This window comes from Mesorhizobium sp. WSM4906 (assembly GCF_029674625.1).
Classification (GTDB): Bacteria; Pseudomonadota; Alphaproteobacteria; order Rhizobiales; family Rhizobiaceae; genus Mesorhizobium.
Window position 1 is genome coordinate 3,376,540 of record NZ_CP121355.1, and the last position, 20,068, is coordinate 3,396,607.

General features: G+C 63.8%; 19 protein-coding genes and 1 pseudogene. 13 read left to right on the top strand and 7 right to left on the bottom strand.

What is annotated here, in order from left to right:
* The 3 genes and pseudogenes from preA (at position 1) to QAZ22_RS16050 (ending at position 2,334) form a co-directional block, all read left to right on the top strand.
* Positions 1-1,314: an NAD-dependent dihydropyrimidine dehydrogenase subunit PreA gene (preA, locus tag QAZ22_RS16040; RefSeq protein WP_278201735.1), complete on the top strand. Its 1,314-nt coding sequence runs from the start codon at positions 1-3 to the stop codon at positions 1,312-1,314.
* A gap of 273 nt (positions 1,315-1,587) precedes the next feature.
* Positions 1,588-1,740, top strand: a pseudogene (locus QAZ22_RS16045) (DoxX family protein); the annotation flags it as partial.
* Positions 1,741-1,839: 99 nt separating this feature from the next.
* Positions 1,840-2,334 carry a DUF3592 domain-containing protein gene (locus tag QAZ22_RS16050; protein ID WP_278201736.1) on the top strand — a complete coding sequence of 165 codons (495 nt, stop codon included), beginning with the start codon at positions 1,840-1,842 and terminating at the stop codon, positions 2,332-2,334.
* 12 nt (positions 2,335-2,346) lie between these two features.
* On the opposite strand, the gene QAZ22_RS16055 is transcribed toward QAZ22_RS16050, so the two are convergent.
* The gene (locus QAZ22_RS16055) at positions 2,347-3,069 is read right to left on the bottom strand and encodes an SDR family oxidoreductase (protein ID WP_278201737.1); all 723 of its coding nucleotides are present in this window, start codon (positions 3,067-3,069) and stop codon (positions 2,347-2,349) included.
* Positions 3,066-3,911 carry an SDR family oxidoreductase gene (locus QAZ22_RS16060; protein WP_278201738.1) on the bottom strand — a complete coding sequence of 282 codons (846 nt, stop codon included), beginning with the start codon at positions 3,909-3,911 and terminating at the stop codon, positions 3,066-3,068. The genes QAZ22_RS16055 and QAZ22_RS16060 overlap by 4 nt, the downstream gene beginning before the upstream one ends.
* 102 nt (positions 3,912-4,013) lie before the next feature.
* Here QAZ22_RS16060 and QAZ22_RS16065 point away from each other — a divergent pair, with 102 nt between their 5' ends.
* Positions 4,014-4,886 (top strand): helix-turn-helix transcriptional regulator, encoded by an 873-nt coding sequence (locus tag QAZ22_RS16065; protein ID WP_278201739.1) that lies wholly within the window; start codon positions 4,014-4,016, stop codon positions 4,884-4,886.
* Between the two features lie 298 nt (positions 4,887-5,184).
* Here QAZ22_RS16065 and QAZ22_RS16070 read toward each other — a convergent pair whose 3' ends face one another.
* Positions 5,185-5,814, bottom strand: coding sequence for a TetR family transcriptional regulator C-terminal domain-containing protein (locus QAZ22_RS16070; protein WP_278207861.1), 630 nt, complete (start codon positions 5,812-5,814; stop codon positions 5,185-5,187).
* 356 nt (positions 5,815-6,170) lie between these two features.
* On the opposite strand from QAZ22_RS16070, the gene QAZ22_RS16075 reads away from it, so the two are divergent.
* The 4 genes from QAZ22_RS16075 to QAZ22_RS16090 all read left to right on the top strand — a co-directional run bounded on the left by QAZ22_RS16075 (position 6,171) and on the right by QAZ22_RS16090 (position 10,716).
* A complete protein-coding gene (locus QAZ22_RS16075; protein ID WP_278201740.1) occupies positions 6,171-7,499 on the top strand; it encodes an aspartate aminotransferase family protein in 1,329 nt (442 codons plus the stop codon).
* A 70-nt stretch (positions 7,500-7,569) separates the two neighbouring features.
* The gene (locus QAZ22_RS16080) at positions 7,570-8,820 is read left to right on the top strand and encodes a Zn-dependent hydrolase (RefSeq protein WP_278201741.1); all 1,251 of its coding nucleotides are present in this window, start codon (positions 7,570-7,572) and stop codon (positions 8,818-8,820) included.
* A 64-nt stretch (positions 8,821-8,884) separates the two neighbouring features.
* Positions 8,885-10,336 carry a dihydropyrimidinase gene (gene hydA, locus QAZ22_RS16085; protein ID WP_278201742.1) on the top strand — a complete coding sequence of 484 codons (1,452 nt, stop codon included), beginning with the start codon at positions 8,885-8,887 and terminating at the stop codon, positions 10,334-10,336.
* Between the two features lie 2 nt (positions 10,337-10,338).
* Positions 10,339-10,716, top strand: coding sequence for a hypothetical protein (locus QAZ22_RS16090; RefSeq protein ID WP_278201743.1), 378 nt, complete (start codon positions 10,339-10,341; stop codon positions 10,714-10,716).
* 23 nt (positions 10,717-10,739) lie between these two features.
* On the opposite strand, the gene QAZ22_RS16095 is transcribed toward QAZ22_RS16090, so the two are convergent.
* Positions 10,740-11,150 (bottom strand): cupin domain-containing protein, encoded by a 411-nt coding sequence (locus QAZ22_RS16095; protein ID WP_278201744.1) that lies wholly within the window; start codon positions 11,148-11,150, stop codon positions 10,740-10,742.
* A 113-nt stretch (positions 11,151-11,263) separates the two neighbouring features.
* On the opposite strand from QAZ22_RS16095, the gene QAZ22_RS16100 reads away from it, so the two are divergent.
* The 5 genes from QAZ22_RS16100 (at position 11,264) to QAZ22_RS16120 (ending at position 16,124) form a co-directional block, all read left to right on the top strand.
* Positions 11,264-12,055 carry an ABC transporter ATP-binding protein gene (locus QAZ22_RS16100; RefSeq protein ID WP_278201745.1) on the top strand — a complete coding sequence of 264 codons (792 nt, stop codon included), beginning with the start codon at positions 11,264-11,266 and terminating at the stop codon, positions 12,053-12,055.
* 409 nt (positions 12,056-12,464) lie between these two features.
* Positions 12,465-13,343 (top strand): ABC transporter permease, encoded by an 879-nt coding sequence (locus QAZ22_RS16105; protein ID WP_278201746.1) that lies wholly within the window; start codon positions 12,465-12,467, stop codon positions 13,341-13,343.
* Positions 13,340-14,494 carry an ABC transporter permease gene (locus tag QAZ22_RS16110; protein WP_278201747.1) on the top strand — a complete coding sequence of 385 codons (1,155 nt, stop codon included), beginning with the start codon at positions 13,340-13,342 and terminating at the stop codon, positions 14,492-14,494. The genes QAZ22_RS16105 and QAZ22_RS16110 overlap by 4 nt, the downstream gene beginning before the upstream one ends.
* 39 nt (positions 14,495-14,533) lie before the next feature.
* Positions 14,534-15,505, top strand: a complete 972-nt coding sequence (locus QAZ22_RS16115) for an ABC transporter substrate-binding protein (protein ID WP_192243255.1) — start codon at positions 14,534-14,536, stop codon at positions 15,503-15,505.
* Between the two features lie 169 nt (positions 15,506-15,674).
* Positions 15,675-16,124: a CHRD domain-containing protein gene (locus QAZ22_RS16120; protein WP_278201748.1), complete on the top strand. Its 450-nt coding sequence runs from the start codon at positions 15,675-15,677 to the stop codon at positions 16,122-16,124.
* A gap of 52 nt (positions 16,125-16,176) precedes the next feature.
* Here the strand turns inward: QAZ22_RS16120 and QAZ22_RS16125 are convergent, their stop codons facing one another.
* The 3 genes from QAZ22_RS16125 to QAZ22_RS16135 form a co-directional block, all read right to left on the bottom strand.
* Positions 16,177-17,826 (bottom strand): thiamine pyrophosphate-binding protein, encoded by a 1,650-nt coding sequence (locus QAZ22_RS16125; protein WP_278201749.1) that lies wholly within the window; start codon positions 17,824-17,826, stop codon positions 16,177-16,179.
* Positions 17,823-18,998 (bottom strand): CaiB/BaiF CoA-transferase family protein, encoded by a 1,176-nt coding sequence (locus tag QAZ22_RS16130; RefSeq protein ID WP_278201750.1) that lies wholly within the window; start codon positions 18,996-18,998, stop codon positions 17,823-17,825. The genes QAZ22_RS16125 and QAZ22_RS16130 overlap by 4 nt, the downstream gene beginning before the upstream one ends.
* Positions 18,999-19,078: 80 nt before the next feature.
* A complete protein-coding gene (locus QAZ22_RS16135; RefSeq protein WP_278201751.1) occupies positions 19,079-20,011 on the bottom strand; it encodes an alpha/beta hydrolase in 933 nt (310 codons plus the stop codon).
* Between the last annotated feature and the right edge of the window lie 57 nt (positions 20,012-20,068).

A 20,068-nucleotide genomic window follows, 5' to 3' on the forward strand; every position in this document is an offset into this window, starting at 1 on the left:
ATGGCAGACATCCGCAACACCTTCGTCGGCATCAAGTCGCCCAATCCGTTCTGGCTGGCCTCGGCGCCGCCGACCGACAAGGCTTACAATGTCGAGCGCGCCTTCAAGGCCGGCTGGGGCGGCGTGGTCTGGAAGACGCTGGGCGAGGAGGGGCCGCCCGTCGTCAACGTCAACGGCCCGCGCTACGGCGCGATCTGGGGCGCCGACCGCCGCCTGCTCGGCTTGAACAACATCGAGCTGATCACCGACCGCGACCTGCAGGCCAATCTGCGCGAGATGAAGCAGGTGAAGATGAATTGGCCGGATCGGGCGCTGGTCGCCTCGATCATGGTGCCGTGCGTCGAGGAAAGCTGGAAGGCGATCCTGCCGCTGGTCGAGGAGACCGGCGCGGACGGCATCGAGCTCAATTTCGGTTGCCCGCATGGCATGAGCGAGCGCGGCATGGGCTCGGCCGTGGGCCAAGTGCCGGAATATATCGAGATGGTGGTGCGTTGGTGCAAGCAGTACACGCGCATGCCCGTCATCACCAAGCTGACGCCGAACATCACCGATATCCGCAAGCCGGCCCGCGCGGCCAGGGCCGGCGGCACCGACGCGGTGTCGCTGATCAACACCATCAACTCGATCACCGGCGTCGACCTCGACAGTTTCGCGCCGCAGCCGACCATCGACGGCAAAGGCTCGCATGGCGGCTATTGCGGCCCGGCGGTCAAGCCGATCGCCATGAACATGGTGGCCGAGATCGCGCGCGATCCGGAGACTCACGGCCTGCCGATCTCCGGCATCGGCGGCATCACCACCTGGCGGGACGCCGCCGAATTCATGGCGCTCGGCGCAGGCAATGTGCAGGTCTGCACGGCGGCGATGACCTATGGCTTCAAGATCGTGCAGGAAATGATCGCGGGCCTGGAGAACTGGATGGACGAGAAGGGGCACGCCTCGCTCTCGGACATCATCGGCCGCGCCACGCCCAACGTCACCGACTGGCAGTATCTCAACCTCAACTATGTCGCCAAGGCGCATATTGACCAGGATGCCTGCATCAAGTGCGGGCGCTGCCACATCGCCTGCGAGGACACCTCGCATCAGGCGATCACCAGCATGGTCGACGGTGTCAGGCATTTCGAGGTGATCGAGGCGGAATGCGTCGGCTGCAATCTTTGCGTCAATGTCTGCCCGGTGGAAGGCTGCATCACGATGGAGCCGCTGGCGGCCGGTTCGGTGGATCAGCGCACGGGCAAGCCGGTGTCGCCGATCTACGCCAACTGGACGACGCATCCAAACAATCCGATGGCCAAGGTGGCGGCGGAGTAAGCTTGGGTTCCTTGCCCCGGCGAGGTGGCCCCGCGAAGCCGGGATGGAGAGGCGCCTTGGCTGCTGGACACGGCTGAGGGCCCCTAATTCCAAGCGGCTGGTCTTTGGCGATAGCGTGCATGGCAGCTTGGTGCATGCATTGTCTAATGTAGCGCTGGTCGACCCCCCACTCCGTCTCGGCTTCGCCGAGCCACCTCTCCCCCGATCGACGGGGTAGAGGAAAGGCGCCAAGCCTTTTGCCGTCAACGCCCGTCCAGCAAGGTTCCCTTCCTTTCCCTCCTGATACTGTTCCTCATCGTCGCAACACCCATGTTCCACAATTTCTGGGACCATCAGGGTCCGGATCGCGCCTCTCGTATCAACGGCTTCGTCGGCAATGTCGCTTTAGCCGGAGGGTTCCTGGCGCTGATCGCGCATTCTGTTTGATCTCGGTCGCCGGATTCGGCGCAATTGATGCCGCAGCGTTAATCGCTCCGTCGCGATTGCCCTGTATTAGCAAATGCAGGTTCGCCACTCGGAGCGTTCATGGAGCGGAGCTGGACTGCATTCTGGACACGCGTTTCGGAAGCCTTCCATCAGGCGCTGTTCCCGTTCCGGGCTGTCGCCCAAGTCCTTGGCGGGCATCCGAGCGACATTCAGATATGGTGTTTCCTGTGCGGCGTCTTCTTCCTGACGGTGGTCGCCATACAGACCTATGGCGACATCGTGCTCAGGCGACGCGGCGTCCTTGCCACCGGCAAGGTGGTCCGCATCGACAAATCGAGCGACGGGCCGGATACGCCGATCATCGAATTCGCCGACCGGCTGGGCAAGACATGGCGGTTCACGTCCTATTTGCCGGTCAACGGAACTACCAGGAATGTCGGCGCGCCAGTCGACGTGATGTACGATCCGCTTCGCCCGAAGCGGGCACGCGAAGTGGGCCGCCCGCTGATGAAGGCGGTCCACCTGATCGTCTGGTATGCGGTCGTTACGGGGCTGATGGCACTCGCCTTCTTGCCCGGCCTCACTTCCAATTGATCCATTCGCCGTTCAGGCGGCAAAGCGCAGGCCGCCGTCGCAAGTCAGCACCTGGCCGGTCATGAAGCCGTTCGAGACCAGGAAGGCGATCGCGTCGGCAACGTCTTCGGCGCGGCCGATACGGCCGACCGGCGTCTTGCCGGCATATTCGGCAAACACCGCCTGCCGCTGTTCGCCCGGCAGAAAATCCCACCAGGGCGTGTCGATGACGCCGGGCGCCACGACGTTGACGCGCAGCGGCTTCAACTCGACGGCCAGGATCGGCGCTACGGTGAGCAGCATGCCGTTGATGGCGGCGATGCCGGCGACGCCGGGCGCGGCGAGCTGCGCCGAGACGGCCGAAATGAAGGTGGCCGACCCGGCCCTGTTCAAGGTCGGCAGGGCCGCCTGCAGACAGGCCAGTTGCGGACGGATCTTCTCGTCGACGCCGCTGCCGATGTCGGCAAGGTCGAGGGTCGCGAACGGCCCAAGCCCCTTGCCGCCGCTCGCGGCCAGAACGAGATGATCGAAGGGCCCGAGGCCTTCGAAGAACTGCCGGACCTCATCCGGCTTGGTCGCGTCGAAAGCGGCCTTGCCGACGGTGCCGCCAAGGCTCGCCCAGGCGTTCTTCAGCTTCTCCTCGTTGCGGCCGGTGATCGTCACTTTCATCGTGGGGCTGACCAGTCGTTTGGCCGTGGCAAGGCCGATGCCGGACGAGCCGCCGATGATCACGCAATGTTCGATGTTCTCGCTCATGAATTTTGTTCCTTGGGCGTCGTGGAAGATTGTCCGGTCAGTTCGAGGCTGAGCGCCCGCAACTGGCGGCGGGCTTTTTCGTCATAGGCCTGGGCGTCGGCGCGCGATTCCCGCTGGCCGTCGAAATAGAGGCCGCTGCGGCCTTCGAGCGCCGGCGACGCCGCGAGGTTGAGTGTCGCGTCGGCGCCGGTCTCGACCGAGCTCCATGGCGTGACGCCCGCCTGCCGGACCATGGTGGTGTCCATGTAGCTTGCGGGATGGAGGGCATTGACGGTGACGCCGGTACCTTTCAACTGTTCGGCCAAATCGATGGTGAACAGGATCTGCGCCAGTTTGCTCTGGCAGTAGGCGCGCACGCCGCTATAGCCATGTGTCAGCATGACATCGGCGAAATCGATCGCCTGCTGGCCGGCCGAGGCGACATTGACGATGCGCGCCGGGGCGCTTGCCTTGAGCAGCGGCAGCAGTTCCGACGTCAGCAGGAAGCCGGCGAGATAGTTGACGGCGAAGCGCAGCTCATAGCCATCGGCGCTCACCTGCCTTTTCGCACCTTGGCCGCCGGTGCCGACACCGGCATTGTTGATCAAAACATCGAGCCGGTCGGTCCTTTTGCGCACGGCTTCGGCGAGGCGGCGCACCTCGGCGAGCGAAGAAAGGTCGGCGACGAGAAATTCGGCCTTGCCGCCCTTTGCCTCGATGGCGGCGACTGTCGCCTTGCCGCGGGCTTGGTCGCGGCCATGCACCAGCACGCGGGCGCCGGCGGCGCCGAGCCTTTCGGCGACCACGCGGCCGACGCCCTCGGTCGAGCCGGTGACGAGAATGGTCTTGTTCTTGAGTTCCATGTTCAGAGCCTCCTTGTGTTGCTCTGAACCCAAGATGGGGCGCGGCGCGCATTCCAAACAGTTTAAACTTTATCCTGGTATCAGTACTGCTATAATAGCTTCATGGATGCCGTGACCCATTCCCCCGAGGACACCCGCCGCCGCGAACTCGGCGCGTTCCTGCGCTCGCGCCGCGAAAGGCTGTCGCCCGCCGACATTGGCATTGCGACCGGCGCCCGGCGGCGCACGCCCGGGCTGAGGCGCGAGGAAGTGGCGATGATCGCCGGCGTCGGCACCACCTGGTACACCTGGCTGGAGCAGGGCAGGGACGTGCGGCCGTCGGTCGAGGTACTTTCGGCGCTCTGCGAAGCGTTGCGCCTCGACGCAGTGGAGAAGCGGCACCTGTTCATCCTCGCCGGCCGCCAGCAGCCGGAGCGTCGCGTTGCTGCGCCCGAAAAAGTCGATGGCACGCTGCTGCACATGCTGCAAAGCCTCGTTCTGCAGCCGGCCTATGTGGTTGGCCGGCGCTGGGACGTGCTGGCCTGGAATGACGCCGCGGCGGCGGTGTTCGGCGACTATGGCCTGCTGGAGGGCGACGCCCGCAACATCGTCCATCTGGTGTTCACCAGCCCGCATCATCGCCGGCTGCTGGTCGACTGGGAAGGGCTTGCGCGTGTGGTGCTCGCTTCGTTCCGTGCCGAAAGCGCGAAATATGTCGGCGATCCGGATTTCGAGCGGCTGATCGCGCTGATGATGCGCTCGAGCCCGGAGTTCCGCGATTGGTGGCCGCGGCGGGACGTGGCGCGAAGGCTGACGGGAGTGAAGCACGTCCGCCATCCCACCGCCGGCGCGATGGCCTTCGAACATATGAGCCTGTCGATCGACGACGGCTCGGATATGCGGCTGATCGTCTACACGCCGCTCGCCGAGCAGAACTCGATCGCGAAGTTGAAGAAATTGCTCGAAGCGGAGCCGGCCGAGCGACGCAGCGCCTGAGGTTAGTAGGTCGCAGGCCCCTCAACTTCGTCATCCACGGGCGGAGCGGGAGCGAAGCGGACGCGGAGACCCGAGGATCCATTCCGTTACCTTGGCCATGGGGTGCAGCAGTGCAGAATTTTGGACCGCAGCGGCGCTTCGAGGTCACGGAATGGATCCTCGGGTCTGCGCCGCGTCGCTTCGCTCCCGCTCCGCCCGTGGATGACGAAGCTGAGAGGCTTCGGCTAATCTCGAAGGGCAGCAATAGCCAAACGGCTCGCAAGCTGCTCAAGCCCGTTGAGCTGTCATGACGAGCCGCTCAGCCCTTCGGCTTCAGCCCTTCGAGGAACAGCTGCTCGAGGAACCGTGCCGCGTCCTCGAAGCGACCGTCGCCGCCACGGTCGGGACCGAGCACGGCGCGCACCTGGACGTCGAAATCGGCGTAATGCTGCGTCGTCGCCCAGATCGAGAAGATCAGATGCCACGGATCGGTGCGGGCGATCTTGCCGGCGCGCATCCAGCCCTTGATGACGGCGGCCTTCTCGTCGACCAGCGTTTTCAGCTCGCCCTCCAGCATCGGCATGATGCGCGGTGCGCCTTGCAGGATCTCGTTGGCGAAGAGCCGGCTTTCGCGTGGGAAGTCGCGCGCCATTTCGAGCTTGCGGCGGATGTAGCTTCTGAGCTCGGTCATCGGATCGCCGATGTCGTCGAGTTCCCTAAGCGGGGCCAGCCAGGTGTCCAGGAGCCGCTGCATCAGGGTCTCGTGGATGTCTTCCTTGCGGCGGAAGTAATAGAGAAGGTTCGGCTTCGACATGCCGGCGGCCTCGGCGATCTGGTCGATGGTCGAACCGCGAAAGCCATTGGCGGAGAAGACTTCGAGCGCGGCTTCCAGGATGAGTTCACGCTTTTCCAGCTGGATGCGGGTGCGGCGTGGAGTCGAGCCTTCCATCGTGTCCGTCATCCTTGCCAGCCGCTAAAGCAATTCCAGGAAAAGTGCGCGGCGGTTTTCCGTCCGGAATTGCGTAAAAACAAAAAGTTGGAGCAGGCCAGCGGCTCTATCAAACGCTGGACTGCTCCAGCGTGCGGTCTCGCTGGACCAATTCTCTGGACCAGTTTTTCTCCGAGCCGTGGAACGCGCTTTTGATGCCGCATTTCCGCTAGTAGTCCCTTGACCGCCGACAGGGCGGTGCTAACGTTTGTCCAATCGGTCAAAAATTTGCGTAGCACGAAAACGCAACGAAGACCAAGCCTTGGGAAGACTAAGCGTTAGCGTACCGAAACAGGTTACAAGGGGAAGTCTTGGTCATGTCCAACCGGCTGAAAGTCACGCCGAACGATCTCAGCGCATTCTGGATGCCGTTCACGGCAAACCGGCAGTTCAAGCAGGCGCCGCGTATGTTCGTGTCCGCCAAGGACATGCACTACACGACGAGCGACGGCCGCAAGGTGCTCGACGGCACCGCCGGTCTCTGGTGCGTGAACGCCGGCCACTGCCGGCCGAAGATCACCGAAGCAATCCAGAGTCAGGCGGCGGAGCTCGACTATGCGCCGGCCTTCCAGATGGGCCATCCGATCGTGTTCGAGCTGGCGAACCGCCTGGTCGACATCGCGCCGAAGGGCATGGACCACGTCTTCTTCACCAATTCCGGTTCTGAATCGGTCGAGACCGCGCTGAAGATGGCGATCGCCTATCACCGCGTCAGGGGCGAGGGCTCGCGCACCCGCCTGATCGGTCGCGAGCGCGGCTATCACGGCGTCAATTTCGGCGGCATCTCCGTCGGCGGCATCGTCAGCAACCGCAAGATGTTCGGCACGCTGCTCGGCGGCGTCGACCATCTGCCGCACACTCATCTTCCGGAGAAGAACGCCTTCTCGAAGGGCGTGCCTGAGCATGGCGCGGAACTGGCGAACGATCTCGAACGTCTCATCGCGCTGCATGACGCCTCGACCATCGCGGCCGTCATCGTCGAGCCGGTCGCGGGCTCGACCGGCGTCATCCTGCCGCCGAAGGGCTATCTGCAGAAGCTGCGCGAGATCTGCACCAAGCACGGCATCCTGTTGATCTTCGACGAGGTCATCACCGGTTTCGGCCGCCTTGGCGCACCGTTCGCGGCGGACTATTTCGGCGTCACGCCGGATATCATGACCACGGCCAAGGGCGTGTCCAACGGCGTCATCCCGATGGGCGCGGTGTTTGTCAAGAAGGAGATCCACGACGCCTTCATGACCGGCCCCGAGCACATGATCGAGTTCTTCCACGGCTACACCTATTCGGGCAATCCGATCGCCTGCGCCGCGGCTCTCGGCACCTTGGACACCTACAAGGAAGAGGGCTTGCTGACCCGCGGCGACGAACTCTCGTCCTACTGGGAAGATGCGCTGCATTCGCTCAAGGGCGAGCCGCATGTCATCGACATCCGCAATATCGGCCTGATCGGCGCGATTGAGCTGGCGCCGATCGCCGGCAGCCCGACCAAGCGGGCCTTCTCGGCCTTCGTCAAGGCGTTCGAGCGCGGCGCGCTGATCCGCACCACCGGTGACATCATCGCGCTGTCGCCCCCGCTGATCATCACCAAGGGCCAGATCAACGAACTGATCGACCATGTCAGGGACGTTCTGCGCTCGATAGACTAAACTGCTTCAACCGGTCGGGCGGTGTCGGGAACCGCCGCCCGACCGGAGACATGAAATGAGAGGACTTTGAATGGCCGCCCCCGGCGAGAATCTGCGAGTGAATTCAGACCGTTTGTGGGATTCCATAATGGAGATGGCGAAGATCGGCCCCGGCATTGCCGGCGGCAACAATCGCCAGACGCTCACCGATTCCGACAGAGAAGGTCGCGAGCTGTTCAAGTCCTGGTGCGACCAGGCCGGGCTCACCATGGGCGTGGACCAGATGGGCACCATGTTCATGACTCGCGCCGGCACCGATCCGGACGCGCTGCCCGTCTATGTCGGCTCCCACCTCGATACCCAGCCGACCGGCGGCAAATATGACGGCGTGCTCGGCGTGCTGTCGGGTCTGGAGGTCGTGCGCTCGCTCAACGATCTCGGCATCAAGACCAAGCATCCGATCGTCGTCACCAACTGGACGAACGAGGAGGGCGCGCGTTTCGCCCCGGCCATGCTTGCCTCCGGCGTGTTCGCCGGCGTGCATACGCAGGATTACGCCTATGGCCGCAAGGACCTCGACGGTCTGACCTTCGGCGACGAGCTGAAGCGGATCGGTTGGGTCGGCGACGAGAAGGTCGGCGCGCGCAAGATGCACGCCTATTTCGAGTATCACATCGAGCAGGGGCCGATCCTCGAGGCCGAGAACAAGCAGATTGGCGTGGTCACCCACTGCCAGGGCCTTTGGTGGCTGGAATTCACACTGACCGGCAGGGAGGCGCATACCGGCTCGACTCCGATGAACATGCGCGTCAATGCGGGCCTCGCCATGGCGCGTATCCTGGAGATGGTGCAGACGGTCGCCATGGAGAACCAGCCGGGCGCCGTCGGCGGCGTCGGCCAGGTGAAGTTCTCGCCGAATTCCCGCAACGTTCTGCCGGGCACGGTGATCTTCACCGTCGACATCCGCTCGCCCGACCAGGCCAAACTCGACGGCATGCGCGCCCGCATAGAGAAGGAAGCGCCGAAGATCTGCGAGGCGCTCGGCGTGAAATGCTCGGTCGAGGCGGTCGGCCATTTCGATCCGGTGACCTTCGATCCGACGCTGGTCGGCCGTGTCCGCACGGCTGCCGAGAAACTCGGCTACAGCCACATGAACATCATTTCGGGCGCCGGCCACGATGCTTGCTGGGCGGCCAAGGTCGCGCCGGCGACCATGGTGATGTGCCCCTGCGTCGGCGGGCTCAGCCACAACGAGGCCGAGGACATCTCCAAGGAATGGGCGGCGGCGGGCGCCGACGTGCTGTTCCACGCGGTGGTCGAGACGGCGGGAATTGTCGAATGACCGAATAGACGTCACCTCGAAAAGCCGCTCGCAAAGAAGCGCGAAAAAGATCAGGGGAACAGATATGACCAAAGTCATCAAGAACGGCACCATCGTCACCGCCGACCGCACGTGGAAGGCCGACGTGGTGTTCAGCCACGGCAAGATCATCGCCATCGGCTCGGACCTGCACGGCGACCACGAGTTCGACGCTACGGGCTGCTACGTCATGCCGGGCGGCATCGACCCGCACACCCATCTCGAAATGCCTTTCATGGGCACCTATTCGGCCGACGATTTCGAGTCCGGCACGCGCGCGGCACTCTCCGGCGGCACGACCATGGTCGTCGATTTCTGCCTGCCGGCGCCGCAGCAGTCGCTGCTCGAAGCCCTGCAGATGTGGGACAACAAGACCTCGAAGGCGTCCTGCGACTATTCCTTCCATATGGCCATCACCTGGTGGGGCAAGCAGGTGTTCGACGAGATGGCGACCGTCGTCGACAGGGGCATCACCTCGTTCAAGCACTTCATGGCCTACAAGGGCGCGCTGATGGTCGACGACGACGAGATGTATGCGTCGTTCCAGCGCTGCGCCGATCTCGGCGCGCTGCCGCTCGTCCATGCCGAAAATGGCGACGTGGTTGCGGCCCTCTCGCAAAAACTGCTTGCCGCCGGCAACAACGGGCCCGAGGGCCATGCCTATTCGCGTCCGCCGGAGGTGGAAGGCGAGGCGACAAATCGCGCCATAATGATCGCCGACATGGCCGGCGTGCCGCTCTATGTCGTGCATGTCTCCTGCGAGCAGAGCCACGAGGCCATCCGCCGCGCGCGCCAGAAGGGCATGCGCGTTTTCGGCGAGCCGCTGATCCAGCACCTGACGCTCGACGAGACCGAATATTTCAACAAGGACTGGGACCATGCGGCGCGCCGCGTGATGAGCCCGCCTTTCCGCAGCAAGTGGCATCAGGATTCGCTGTGGGCCGGCCTGCAGGCCGGCTCGCTGCAGGTGGTGGCGACCGACCACTGTTCCTTCACCACCAAGCAGAAGCGCAACGGCCTCGGAGACTTCACCAAGATTCCGAACGGCACCGGCGGCCTCGAGGACCGTTTGCCCATCCTGTGGACAACCGGCGTCAACACCGGCCGGCTGACGATGAACGAGTTCGTCGCGGTGACCTCGACCAACATCGCCAAGATCCTCAATATGTATCCGAAGAAGGGCGCGATCGTCGAAGGCGCGGATGCCGACATCGTGGTCTGGGACCCAAAGCGAAAGAAGACGATCTCGGCCAAGAAGCAGCAGTCGGTGATCGACTACAACGTCTTCGAAGGCTTCGAGGTGACCGGCCTGCCGCGCTTCGTCTTCTCGCGCGGCGAGCTGTCGATCGAGGAGTCGGACGTCAAGGCCAAGATCGGCCATGGCGAATTCGTCGCCCGCGAGCCGAACGCTGCGGTCAACCGGGCGCTGTCGACCTGGAAGGAGATTTCCGCGCCACGCAAGGTGGAGCGGTCCGGCATTCCGGCGACCGGAGTTTGAGCGTGCGGATAGCTCACCTTATCATCGCGGCAGCCGTGCTGCTGACCGCAGGCTCGGCCTTTGCTGCCGGCATCGACCTCAGCAAGCCTTACGGCGACAAGTATGGCTGTATCAACAGAAACGGTCAGGAAGTCGCCGCCGATCAGATGCTGCTTCTGACCGACAAGGAGCTGATCACTGCAGCCAGCGCCTGCACCTTCAGCGACAAGCAGATGCAGGCCGATGGTTCGCTTGTGGTGACAGCAAAATGTGAGGCGGAAGGCGAAGAGGGGCAGTCGCCGACAAAGTTCATCATCAAGCGCAGCAAGAAGAATGCGAAGAAGCTGGTGGTGACCGACCAGGACGGCAATGCAATGGGCGAAGTCTCCCGGTGCAAATAGCGGCGAGAGAGATCCCTCCGGCCTCAGGCGACCAACGCATCCAGCTCCGGCAGCAGGACGACGCTTTCCTGCTCGTTGGGATCGGTGCGGGCAATGACCGCCGAAGAGGGCGCGCCGCTGAGATTTGCAGGCAAATGCGGCATTCCGGCCGGGATGTAGAAGAGATCGCCGGCCTTGACGACGATGTGGTGCTCGAGCCGGTCGCCGTACCAGGTATGGACCTCGCCGGAGAGCACATAGATCGCCGTCTCGTGGTTCTCATGCATATGCGCCTTGGCGCGGGCGCCGGGCGGCATGGTCAAGAGATGCATGCAGATGCCGGAAGAGCCGACGGTCTCGGCGGCGATACCGGCGAAGTAGCTCAGCCCCTGCTTGCCTTCATAAGTGCTTTCAGGGCGAATAAGATGACAAGTGGGTTTAGGCGACATAGGCAAGCCTCCGGGCGGCGTCGATCTGTTGGGACAGGACGAGTGGAAAGCAACATAAACGCAAAATCAACCGGATTCCGGCCAGCGCGGCAACGGCTGCGAAAGGCAGGCTGCAGCCAATGAGCGGACAGTCGCCAGCAGTCGTTTCGGCAAGCAAGCTCGGCCTCACCTTCCAGACCAATGACGGTCCGGTGCAGGCTCTGTCCAATGTCGATCTCACCATCAACAAGGGCGAATTCGTCTCCTTCATCGGCCCCTCCGGCTGCGGCAAGACGACGTTGCTGCGCGTCATCGCCGACCTGGAGAAGCCGACATCGGGAACGATCTCCATCAACGGGATTTCGCCGGAGCAGGCGCGCGAGAAGCGCGCTTACGGCTATGTCTTCCAGGCGGCGGCGCTGTTCCCGTGGCGCACGATCGAGCGCAACGTGGCGCTGCCGCTGGAGATCATCGGCCTCAGCCAGGCCGAGCAGGCGGAGCGCATCAAGCGCACCATGGAGCTGGTCAACCTCTCCGGCTTCGAGAAGAAATATCCCTGGCAGCTTTCCGGCGGCATGCAGCAGCGCGCCTCGATCGCGCGCGCGCTCGCCTTCGACGCCGACCTGCTCCTTATGGACGAGCCGTTCGGCGCGCTCGACGAGATCGTGCGCGACCATTTGAACGAACAGCTCCTCGAGCTCTGGGACCGCACCAACAAGACGATCTGCTTCGTCACCCATTCGATCCCCGAGGCAGTCTATCTGTCGACGCGCATCGTCGTCATGTCGCCGCGGCCGGGCCGCGTTACAGACATCATCGAATCGACGCTGCCTAGGAAGCGGCCGCTCGACATCCGCGAGACGCCGGAATTCCTGGCGATCGCCGCGCGCGTGCGCGATGGCTTGAGGGCTGGGCACAGCTATGATGATTGAGGGTGATCTTCCTCCTCTCCCCGACGGGGAGAGGGTGGCCGGAGCGAAGCGGAGGTCGGGTGAGGAGGCGGCCGCCCACCGCTTCGTCACCCGAGGGCGGAGCAGGGGGGCCAACGCGCATGTAGTGGGAGCCGCCCATCGCGATTTCGTCATCCTAGGGCGGAGCGACGCGAAGCGGAGTGCAGACCCTAGGATCCATGCCGTGACCTCGGCCGAAGGGTCAAAACGGCGAAGAATGGCCACTAAATGCCGCGCGGCGCAGGGAGCCCTATTCTGCACCGCTGCGAAGCCGAGAAGGAACGGCATGGATCCTAGGGTCTGCGCTGCGTCGCTTCGCTCCTTGCTCCGCCCTAGGATGACGAACAACGCGCCGCGCCACGCTCTATCGCTGAGACGAGGGGAGCGGTAGATGGACTCCTTCCGCTCCAAGATCATCCCCGTCACCACCATCCTCGCCGGCGTGGTTGTTCTCTGGTATGTCTTCGCCGTCATCCTCAACGCGCCGTTCCAGCGCGATCTCGACCAACGGGCGAACCAGACCCGCGGCACCGTCGAATTCATCGGCAAGACGCTGTCGCAGCCGAAGCCGACGCTGCCGGCGCCGCATCAGGTGGCGGCGAACTTCTTCGAGAACACATTCCTGCGCAGCGTCACCTCGAACCGCAGCCTGGTCTACAACGCCTGGGTCACGCTGTCCTCGACGCTGCTCGGCTTTGCCTTCGGCACGGCGCTCGGCATCGTCATCGCGGTCGGCATCGTGCATGTGACGACGCTCGACCGCAGCCTGATGCCGTGGATCATCGCATCGCAGACCATTCCGATCCTGGCGGTGGCGCCGATGATCATCGTGGTGCTGGCGGCGGTCGGCATCACCGGCCTGATCCCCAAAGCGTTGATCTCGACCTATCTCTCCTTCTTCCCGGTCGCCGTCGGCATGGTGAAGGGCCTGCGCTCGCCCGAGATCATGCATCTCGACCTGATGCACACCTACAATGCCAGCGCCTCGCAGACCTTCTGGAAACTTCGCGTGCCGGCCTCGGTGCCGTTCCTGTTCACCTCGATGAAGGTGGCGGTGGCGGCGAGCCTGGTCGGCGCCATCGTCGGCGAGTTGCCGACCGGCGCCGTCGCCGGTATCGGCGCCAAGCTGCTCTCCGGCGCCTATTACAGCCAGACCATCGACATATGGTCGGCGCTGGTCGCAGGCTCGGTGGTTGCCGCACTTCTGGTCATGGTGGTCGGCATCGCCGGCCGCCTTGTCGACCGCGCCATGGGCGGGAGGCCGGCATGACCAGGCTGAAACCGTCCTGGCAATCGGTGCTGGCGATCCTCTTTTGCCTCATTGCCTTCGCGCTTGGCGCAATGTCGAAACCGGAAGCGGCCGCGCTCGCGCAGCCCACGGCAACGATCGCCTACCCGTATATGGGCACGAAGGGGCTGATCCTCGGCTTGCTGCTGATCGCGGCGCTGGTATCGGCGGTCAGGCTCGCGCCTATCGTCGAGGCTGTGATCCTGTTCATCGGCGCCCATGTCGCCGCCTGGCTTCTGATCAAAGGCATCGCCGGTTTCGAGGGCACGGCGTTGGCGCCCTATTTCCTGGCTCTCGCCGCGGCCTGGCTGCTCGCCTGGCGCTGCGCGGCCCTGTTATCCTCCCTGCGACCCACTGCGAGTGGGGCGAAGACTGGACTGCGCCTGATCATCCCGGCGATCTTTGGCGCCTGGATCCTGATCATCTGGGAGGCGGTGACACGCGGCGCCGGTATCCCCTTCATTCTGCTGCCGCCGCCGAGCGCCATTGGCGCGCGCATTGCCAACGCGCTGCCGATCCTGGGCGAGGATGTGCGGCAGACGATCTTCAAGGCGGTTCTGGTCGGCTATATCGTCGGCAACCTCGCCGGCTTCGTCGTCGCCATCCTTGCCGACCGCGTACCGTTCCTCAGGCGCGGGCTGCTGCCGATCGGCAACATGGTTTCGGCACTGCCGATCATCGGCGTCGCGCCGATCATGGTGATGTGGTTCGGCTTCGACTGGCCGTCCAAGGCGGCGGTCGTCATTATCATGACCTTCTTCCCGATGCTGGTGAACACGGTCGCCGGGCTTGCCGCATCCGGCCACATGGAGCGCGACTTGATGCGCACTTATGCCTCGGGTTATTGGCCGACGCTTCTGAAGCTCAGGCTGCCGGCGGCGATGCCGTTCATCTTCAACGCGCTGAAGATCAATTCGACGCTGGCGCTGATCGGCGCCATCGTCGCGGAGTTCTTCGGCACGCCTGTCGTCGGCATGGGATTCCGCATTTCGACCGAAGTCGGACGGATGAACATCGACATGGTTTGGGCCGAAATCGCAGTTGCAGCACTGGCGGGTTCGGTCTTTTATGGCGTGGTCGCTCTTATCGAGAGAGCCGTCACGTTTTGGCATCCCTCTGTCCGTGGTGGATAGGGGCGGTGGGTTTGGGTGCTAACTTCAGAGGGTAAAAATATGAAAAGACTGGTAATTTCTGCTCTAGCCGGCGCGATGTCGCTGGCCGCTTTCCAGGCTATGGCCGCCGACAAGGTGACGCTGCAGCTGAAATGGGTCACGCAGGCGCAGTTCGCCGGCTACTATGTCGCCAAGGCCAAGGGCTTCTATGATGCCGAGGGCCTCGATGTCGACATCAAGCCGGGCGGTCCGGACATCGCGCCGGAGCAGGTGATCGCCGGCGGCGGCGCCGATGTCATCGTCGACTGGATGGGTGGCGCGCTGGCGGCTCGCGAAAAGGGCGTGCCGCTGGTCAACATCGCGCAGCCGTTCAAGAAGGCCGGCATGGAGCTGGTCTGCCCGAAGGACGGCCCGATCAAGACCGAAGCCGACTTCAAGGGTCATACGCTCGGCGTCTGGTTCTTCGGCAACGAATATCCATTCTACGCCTGGATGAACAAACTCGGCCTCAAGACCGACGGCGGCAAGGACGGCGTCACCGTGCTGAAGCAGAGCTTCGACGTGCAGCCGTTGATCCAGAAGCAGGCGGACTGCATCTCGGTCATGACCTATAACGAGTACTGGCAGCTGATCGACGCCGGCTACAAGCCGGAGCAGCTCACCGTCTTCAACTACTCGGCCATGGGCAACGACCTGCTCGAGGACGGGCTCTACGCGCTTGAGGACAAGCTGAAGGACCCGGCCTTCGAGGACAAGATGGTGCGTTTCGTGCGCGCCTCGATGAAGGGCTGGAAATACGCCGTCGACAATTCGGACGAAGCGGCCGGTATCGTCATGGACAATGGCGGCCAGGACGAGAACCACCAGAAGCGCATGATGGGCGAGGTCGCCAAGCTGATCGACAATGCCGACGGCAAGCTCGACCCGGCGACCTACGAGCGCACCGCCAAGGCGCTGCTCGACCAGAAGATCATCGCCAAGGAGCCTTCGGGCGCCTACACAACCGCGATCACCGACAAGGCGATCAAGTAAAGGTCAGGCTTCTGCAACGGAGTTGAAAGGGGCGGGCGACCGCCCCTTTTTGGTTGGCGCCGGTAAAATATGCGTGCGCAGGGATACAAAGCGCCGGCCAACCGTTGCTGTAAGTGCATCCGCGCGCCGGGGGAGCCGTGGCGGACGCGTCAGCAAACGGAGGTCCTCAATGCGTATCTACTCCTTGCCGCTGCTTTCGGCGTTCGCGGTTTCGACCGCCTTCCTGCTCGCCTCGCCGGCCATGGCCGAGACGATGAAATTCAAGGCGACGCTCGATGGCAGCCAGCAGAACCCGCCCGTCACTACCAAGGCCAAGGGAACTGCCACGCTCACATTCAACACCACCAGCAAGAAGCTCAGCTGGAACGTCAAATATTCCGGTCTCAGCGGGCCGGCGTCGGCCGGTCACATTCACGGTCCGGCGGCAAAGGGTGAAAACGCGGATCCAGTAATCCCGTTCAAGAAGGTCAAGAGCCCGATCAAGGGCTCGGCGACGCTGACGGATGCCCAGGCCACCGACCTGGAGGCCGGCAAATATTACGTCAACATCCACACCGCCGCTAACCCGGACGGCGAGATCCGAGGACAGATCGAGAAATCAACAGGCGCATCGATGTAGCCAGATTTTTCCAGGCCGTAACGAGGCGGGTGACCCGTCTCGTTCGGCCTGATCACGACTTGTCGCGGATCTGCGTCAGCGTGCGGGTCGGGGTGATCGCTTCGGGATCGAGCCTGATCTCGACGATCGCGGGCTTGCCGCTGGCGCGCGCGCGTTCGAAGGCGGCAGCGAAGTCCCCGGTCTTTTCGACCGTCTCGCCATGGCCGCCATAGGCGCGGGCGAGAGCGGCGAAGTCCGGGTTCTTGAGGTCGGTGGCGACGACGCGGTTCGGATATTCCCGCTCCTGATGCATGCGGATCGTGCCGTAGATGCCGTTGTTGACCACTACGATGATGATCGGTAGGCCGTATTGCACGGCGGTCGCGAATTCCTGCCCGTTCATCAGGAAGCAGCCGTCGCCGGCAAAGGCGACAACGGTGCGATCCGGGAACAACGCCTTGGCGGCAACGGCCGCCGGTGTGCCATAGCCCATCGAGCCGGAGGTCGGGGCGGCCTGCGTGGCGAAGCGGCGGAAGCGGTGGAAGCGGTGCACCCAGGTGGCGTAATTACCGGCGCCGTTGGTGAGGATGGCGTCCTCCGGCAGCACCTTTTCCAGATAGTTCATGATCGGCCCCATCTGGACGGCGCCTGGGCCGGTTTCAGGCGGTGTCGACCATTCGAGGTAGGCGGCGTGAGCTTTCGCCGTCTCGTCCGCCCATGACGGCGTGCCGACCGGCTTGCGCTTGGCGAAGGCTTCGACGAAGGCGGCGGGCGAGGCGTTGATCGCCAGCGTCGGCCGGTAGACGCGGCCTAGCTCGCCGGCGTCAGCGTGGACATGCACCAGCGCCTGGTCGGGGTAGGGGCTCTTCAGCAGCGTGTAATCCGAGGACGGCATCTCGCCCAGGCGACCGCCGATCAGCAATACGACATCGGCCTGCTTGATCTGTGTCGCCAGCTTCGGATTGATGCCGATCCCGACATCGCCGGCGTAATTCGGGTGCAAATGATCGAACAGCATCTGGCGGCGGAAGGAGCAGCCGACTGGCAGTGCCCATGCCTCGGCGATCGCGCGCATATGCGCCACCGCTTTCGCATTCCAGCGCGTGCCGCCGAGGATGGCAAATGGGCGCTTGGCGCCGTTGAGCAGCATTTCAAGCGCGTCGAGCTCGGCTTCGCCGGGATATGTTTCGACCGGCGAATAAGGCAGCGCTTCCGGCGCCTCGACCTCGCTGGTCAGCATGTCCTCGGGCAGCGAGATGACGACCGGGCCGGGGCGGCCGGATGTCGCGACGGCAAAGGCGCGGGTGACGAATTCCGGGATGCGCGCGGCATCGTCGATCTCGACCACCCATTTGGCGATGTCGCCGAAGAAGCGCTTGTAGTCGACCTCCTGAAAAGCCTCGCGCTCCTTGGCGTGACTGGCGACCTGGCCGATGAACAGGATCAGCGGCACCGAATCCTGCATGGCGATGTGGATGCCGGCGGAAGCGTTGGTGGCGCCGGGGCCGCGGGTGACGAAGCAGATGCCGGGCTTGCCGGTCAGGCGCCCCTGACAGTCGGCCATCATCGCGGCACCCCCTTCCTGGCGGCAGACGATGGTGCGGATCGAGGAGTCGTGCAGCGCGTCGAGCACAGCCAGATAGGATTCGCCGGGCACGCAGAAGATGCGGTCAGTGCCGTTCGCTTCGAGCGCCTCGACGATCAGTTGTCCGCCGGTCTTCATTTTGCTGATCTCTCCAGTTCGGCAAGGATTTCTGCAGTGTGCTCGCCAAGACGCGGCGAGGGGCGCTCGTAGACGAGCGGCGTGCCCGACATCACCATCGGCGCGCGCACGGAAGGCAGCAAATTGCCATGGCCGTCATCGAGGTCGAGCCGCATGCCGCGCGCGATCGTCTGCGGATCGGCGAACATCTGGCCGATCGTGTTGATCGGGCTTGCCGGAACGCCTGCCGCTTCGAGCTTGGCCAGCAGCGGATCGCGTTCCCAGGTGCTCAATACCTCGATGATCAGCTCGCGCAGCCTGGCGCGATTGGCGACGCGGGCGGGGTTGGTGGCGAAATCCGGGTTGGCGGGCAAGTCGGTCAGACCGACCACGGCACAGAATTTGCCGAACTGGCCGTCATTGCCGACGGCAAGGATGATATGGCCATCCTTCACCGGCAGCACCTCGTAAGGCGCGATGTTCATATGCGCGTTGCCCATCTGCACCGGCGATTTGCCGGAAACCAGATAGTTGAGGTTCTGGTTGCCGAGCGCCGAGATCTGGCTGTCGTAGAGCGCCATGTCGATGTGCTGGCCTTCGCCGGTCTTCTCGGCATGGCGAAGTGCCGCCTGGATGGCGATCACGGAATAGAGGCCGGTGAACAGGTCGGAGATGGCGACGCCCGCCTTCTGCGGCTCGCGGCCGGCCTCGCCGGTGATCGACATCATGCCGGCCATCGCCTGGATGATGAAATCGTAGCCGGCGCGTGGCGCATACGGGCCATCCTGGCCGAAGCCGGTGATCGAGCAATAGACGAGGCGCGGGTTGGTCTTCTTCAGGCTCTCGTAATCGAGGCCGTATTTCTTCAACCCGCCGAGCTTGAAGTTCTCGATCAGCACGTCGGCCGTGGTGATGAGGCGGCGCAGCGTGTCGGCGCCCTCGGGCTTGGAGAAATCGATGGCGATCGAGCGCTTGCCGCGATTGCAGGAATGATAATAGGCGGCCGACAGGTTCTCGCCGTCATGGCTCATGACGAAGGGCGGCCCCCATTTGCGGGTGTCGTCGCCGCCGTCCGGGCTCTCGACCTTGATGACATCGGCGCCGAGGTCGGCGAGCAACTGGCCGGCCCAAGGTCCCGCCAGGATGCGGGCCAGTTCGATAACGCGGATGCCTTTCAGCGGAGGTTCAGCCATGGATCACCGTGGTTTGACGAAGCGCAGCCTCTATCAATCGTAGCAGGCTGTGTCACGACTCATGCTGTAGGCCACGCCGATCACGACTTCAGCACGTTGTCTGCCCAGGCGGAGAAATCGTTCATGACGAGATCTCGATTGACCTCGTTCAGGCTTTCGTGCCGCGTCTCCGCGTAAACCTTTGAAACCAGATTCGAAAAGCCCATTCGGTCCATGCGCCGGGCGAGGTGGCTAACCGCCTTACCATAGTCCGAAGCCGGGTCCCTCTCGCCGCCGACCAGGTTGACGGGAAGGTCGCGCCGCACGCCGGTAAAGCTGGAATCCTTGCCGGCGTAAAGCGCCATCTCGACCACATCGCGCCACATCGAGATGGAGGCATCCCAGCCGCAGAGCGGATCGGCGATATATTTGTCGACCTCGACCGGATCGCGCGACAGCCAGTCGAACAAGGTCCGATGGTTGGGCACGGCCTTGCCCCAGGCCTGGAAGGTGAGCCTCGGCAGCAGGCGCGACGGCACGTCCGATCCCAGCCGCATCCGCTCCCAGCCGAGGATGCCCAGCGCCAGCTGGCCGAGCAGGCCTTGCGCGAAATTGCCGTTCCAGATCGCGGCGGCATGGATGCGCCCGGAATGGCGCAGGATGAAATTCAGCGCGATCGAGGCGCCGAGCGAATGTCCAAAAGCGATCACCGGCAATCCTGGATGCTCTGCGGCGATCAGATCATGCACCGCGCCGACATCGGCGATCACCTTGGCGATGCCGTCGACGTCGGCGAACCTACCGAGCGGCGCGTCGGGCGCCTTTGTCGCGCCATGACCGCGATGGTCATGGGCATAGACATGGAACCCGCGGTCCGCGAGGAAATCGGCAAAGCGGGCGTAACGCGCCGCATGCTCGGCCAGGCCGTGATTGATCTGGATGACGGCGCGCGGAGATGTCCGCGCTTGTCTCACATAGAGGTTGAGGTCGGCCCCGGTCGGTGAGGCCAGCCTGGTCTTCCTGTCAAATGGCATGTCTCGCTCCCTTCGCGACTGATGGGCGAGGGTTTCGACGGCGTCAAGAGAGCGCGA

Bases quoted from the DNA above. Each gene is read 5' to 3' on its own strand.
- QAZ22_RS16050 (WP_278201736.1), top strand. From the start codon at position 1,840: ATGGAGCGGAGCTGGACTGCATTCTGGACACGCGTTTCGGAAGCCTTC.
- QAZ22_RS16065 (WP_278201739.1), top strand. From the start codon at position 4,014: ATGGATGCCGTGACCCATTCCCCCGAGGACACCCGCCGCCGCGAACTC.
- QAZ22_RS16105 (WP_278201746.1), top strand. From the start codon at position 12,465: ATGGACTCCTTCCGCTCCAAGATCATCCCCGTCACCACCATCCTCGCC.
- QAZ22_RS16100 (WP_278201745.1), top strand. From the start codon at position 11,264: ATGAGCGGACAGTCGCCAGCAGTCGTTTCGGCAAGCAAGCTCGGCCTC.
- QAZ22_RS16060 (WP_278201738.1), bottom strand. From the start codon at position 3,911: ATGGAACTCAAGAACAAGACCATTCTCGTCACCGGCTCGACCGAGGGC.
- preA (WP_278201735.1), top strand. From the start codon at position 1: ATGGCAGACATCCGCAACACCTTCGTCGGCATCAAGTCGCCCAATCCG.
- QAZ22_RS16125 (WP_278201749.1), bottom strand. From the start codon at position 17,826: ATGAAGACCGGCGGACAACTGATCGTCGAGGCGCTCGAAGCGAACGGC.
- QAZ22_RS16075 (WP_278201740.1), top strand. From the start codon at position 6,171: ATGTCCAACCGGCTGAAAGTCACGCCGAACGATCTCAGCGCATTCTGG.
- QAZ22_RS16130 (WP_278201750.1), bottom strand. From the start codon at position 18,998: ATGGCTGAACCTCCGCTGAAAGGCATCCGCGTTATCGAACTGGCCCGC.
- QAZ22_RS16120 (WP_278201748.1), top strand. From the start codon at position 15,675: ATGCGTATCTACTCCTTGCCGCTGCTTTCGGCGTTCGCGGTTTCGACC.
- QAZ22_RS16110 (WP_278201747.1), top strand. From the start codon at position 13,340: ATGACCAGGCTGAAACCGTCCTGGCAATCGGTGCTGGCGATCCTCTTT.
- QAZ22_RS16115 (WP_192243255.1), top strand. From the start codon at position 14,534: ATGAAAAGACTGGTAATTTCTGCTCTAGCCGGCGCGATGTCGCTGGCC.
- QAZ22_RS16135 (WP_278201751.1), bottom strand. From the start codon at position 20,011: ATGCCATTTGACAGGAAGACCAGGCTGGCCTCACCGACCGGGGCCGAC.
- QAZ22_RS16080 (WP_278201741.1), top strand. From the start codon at position 7,570: ATGGCCGCCCCCGGCGAGAATCTGCGAGTGAATTCAGACCGTTTGTGG.
- QAZ22_RS16055 (WP_278201737.1), bottom strand. From the start codon at position 3,069: ATGAGCGAGAACATCGAACATTGCGTGATCATCGGCGGCTCGTCCGGC.
- QAZ22_RS16070 (WP_278207861.1), bottom strand. From the start codon at position 5,814: ATGGAAGGCTCGACTCCACGCCGCACCCGCATCCAGCTGGAAAAGCGT.
- hydA (WP_278201742.1), top strand. From the start codon at position 8,885: ATGACCAAAGTCATCAAGAACGGCACCATCGTCACCGCCGACCGCACG.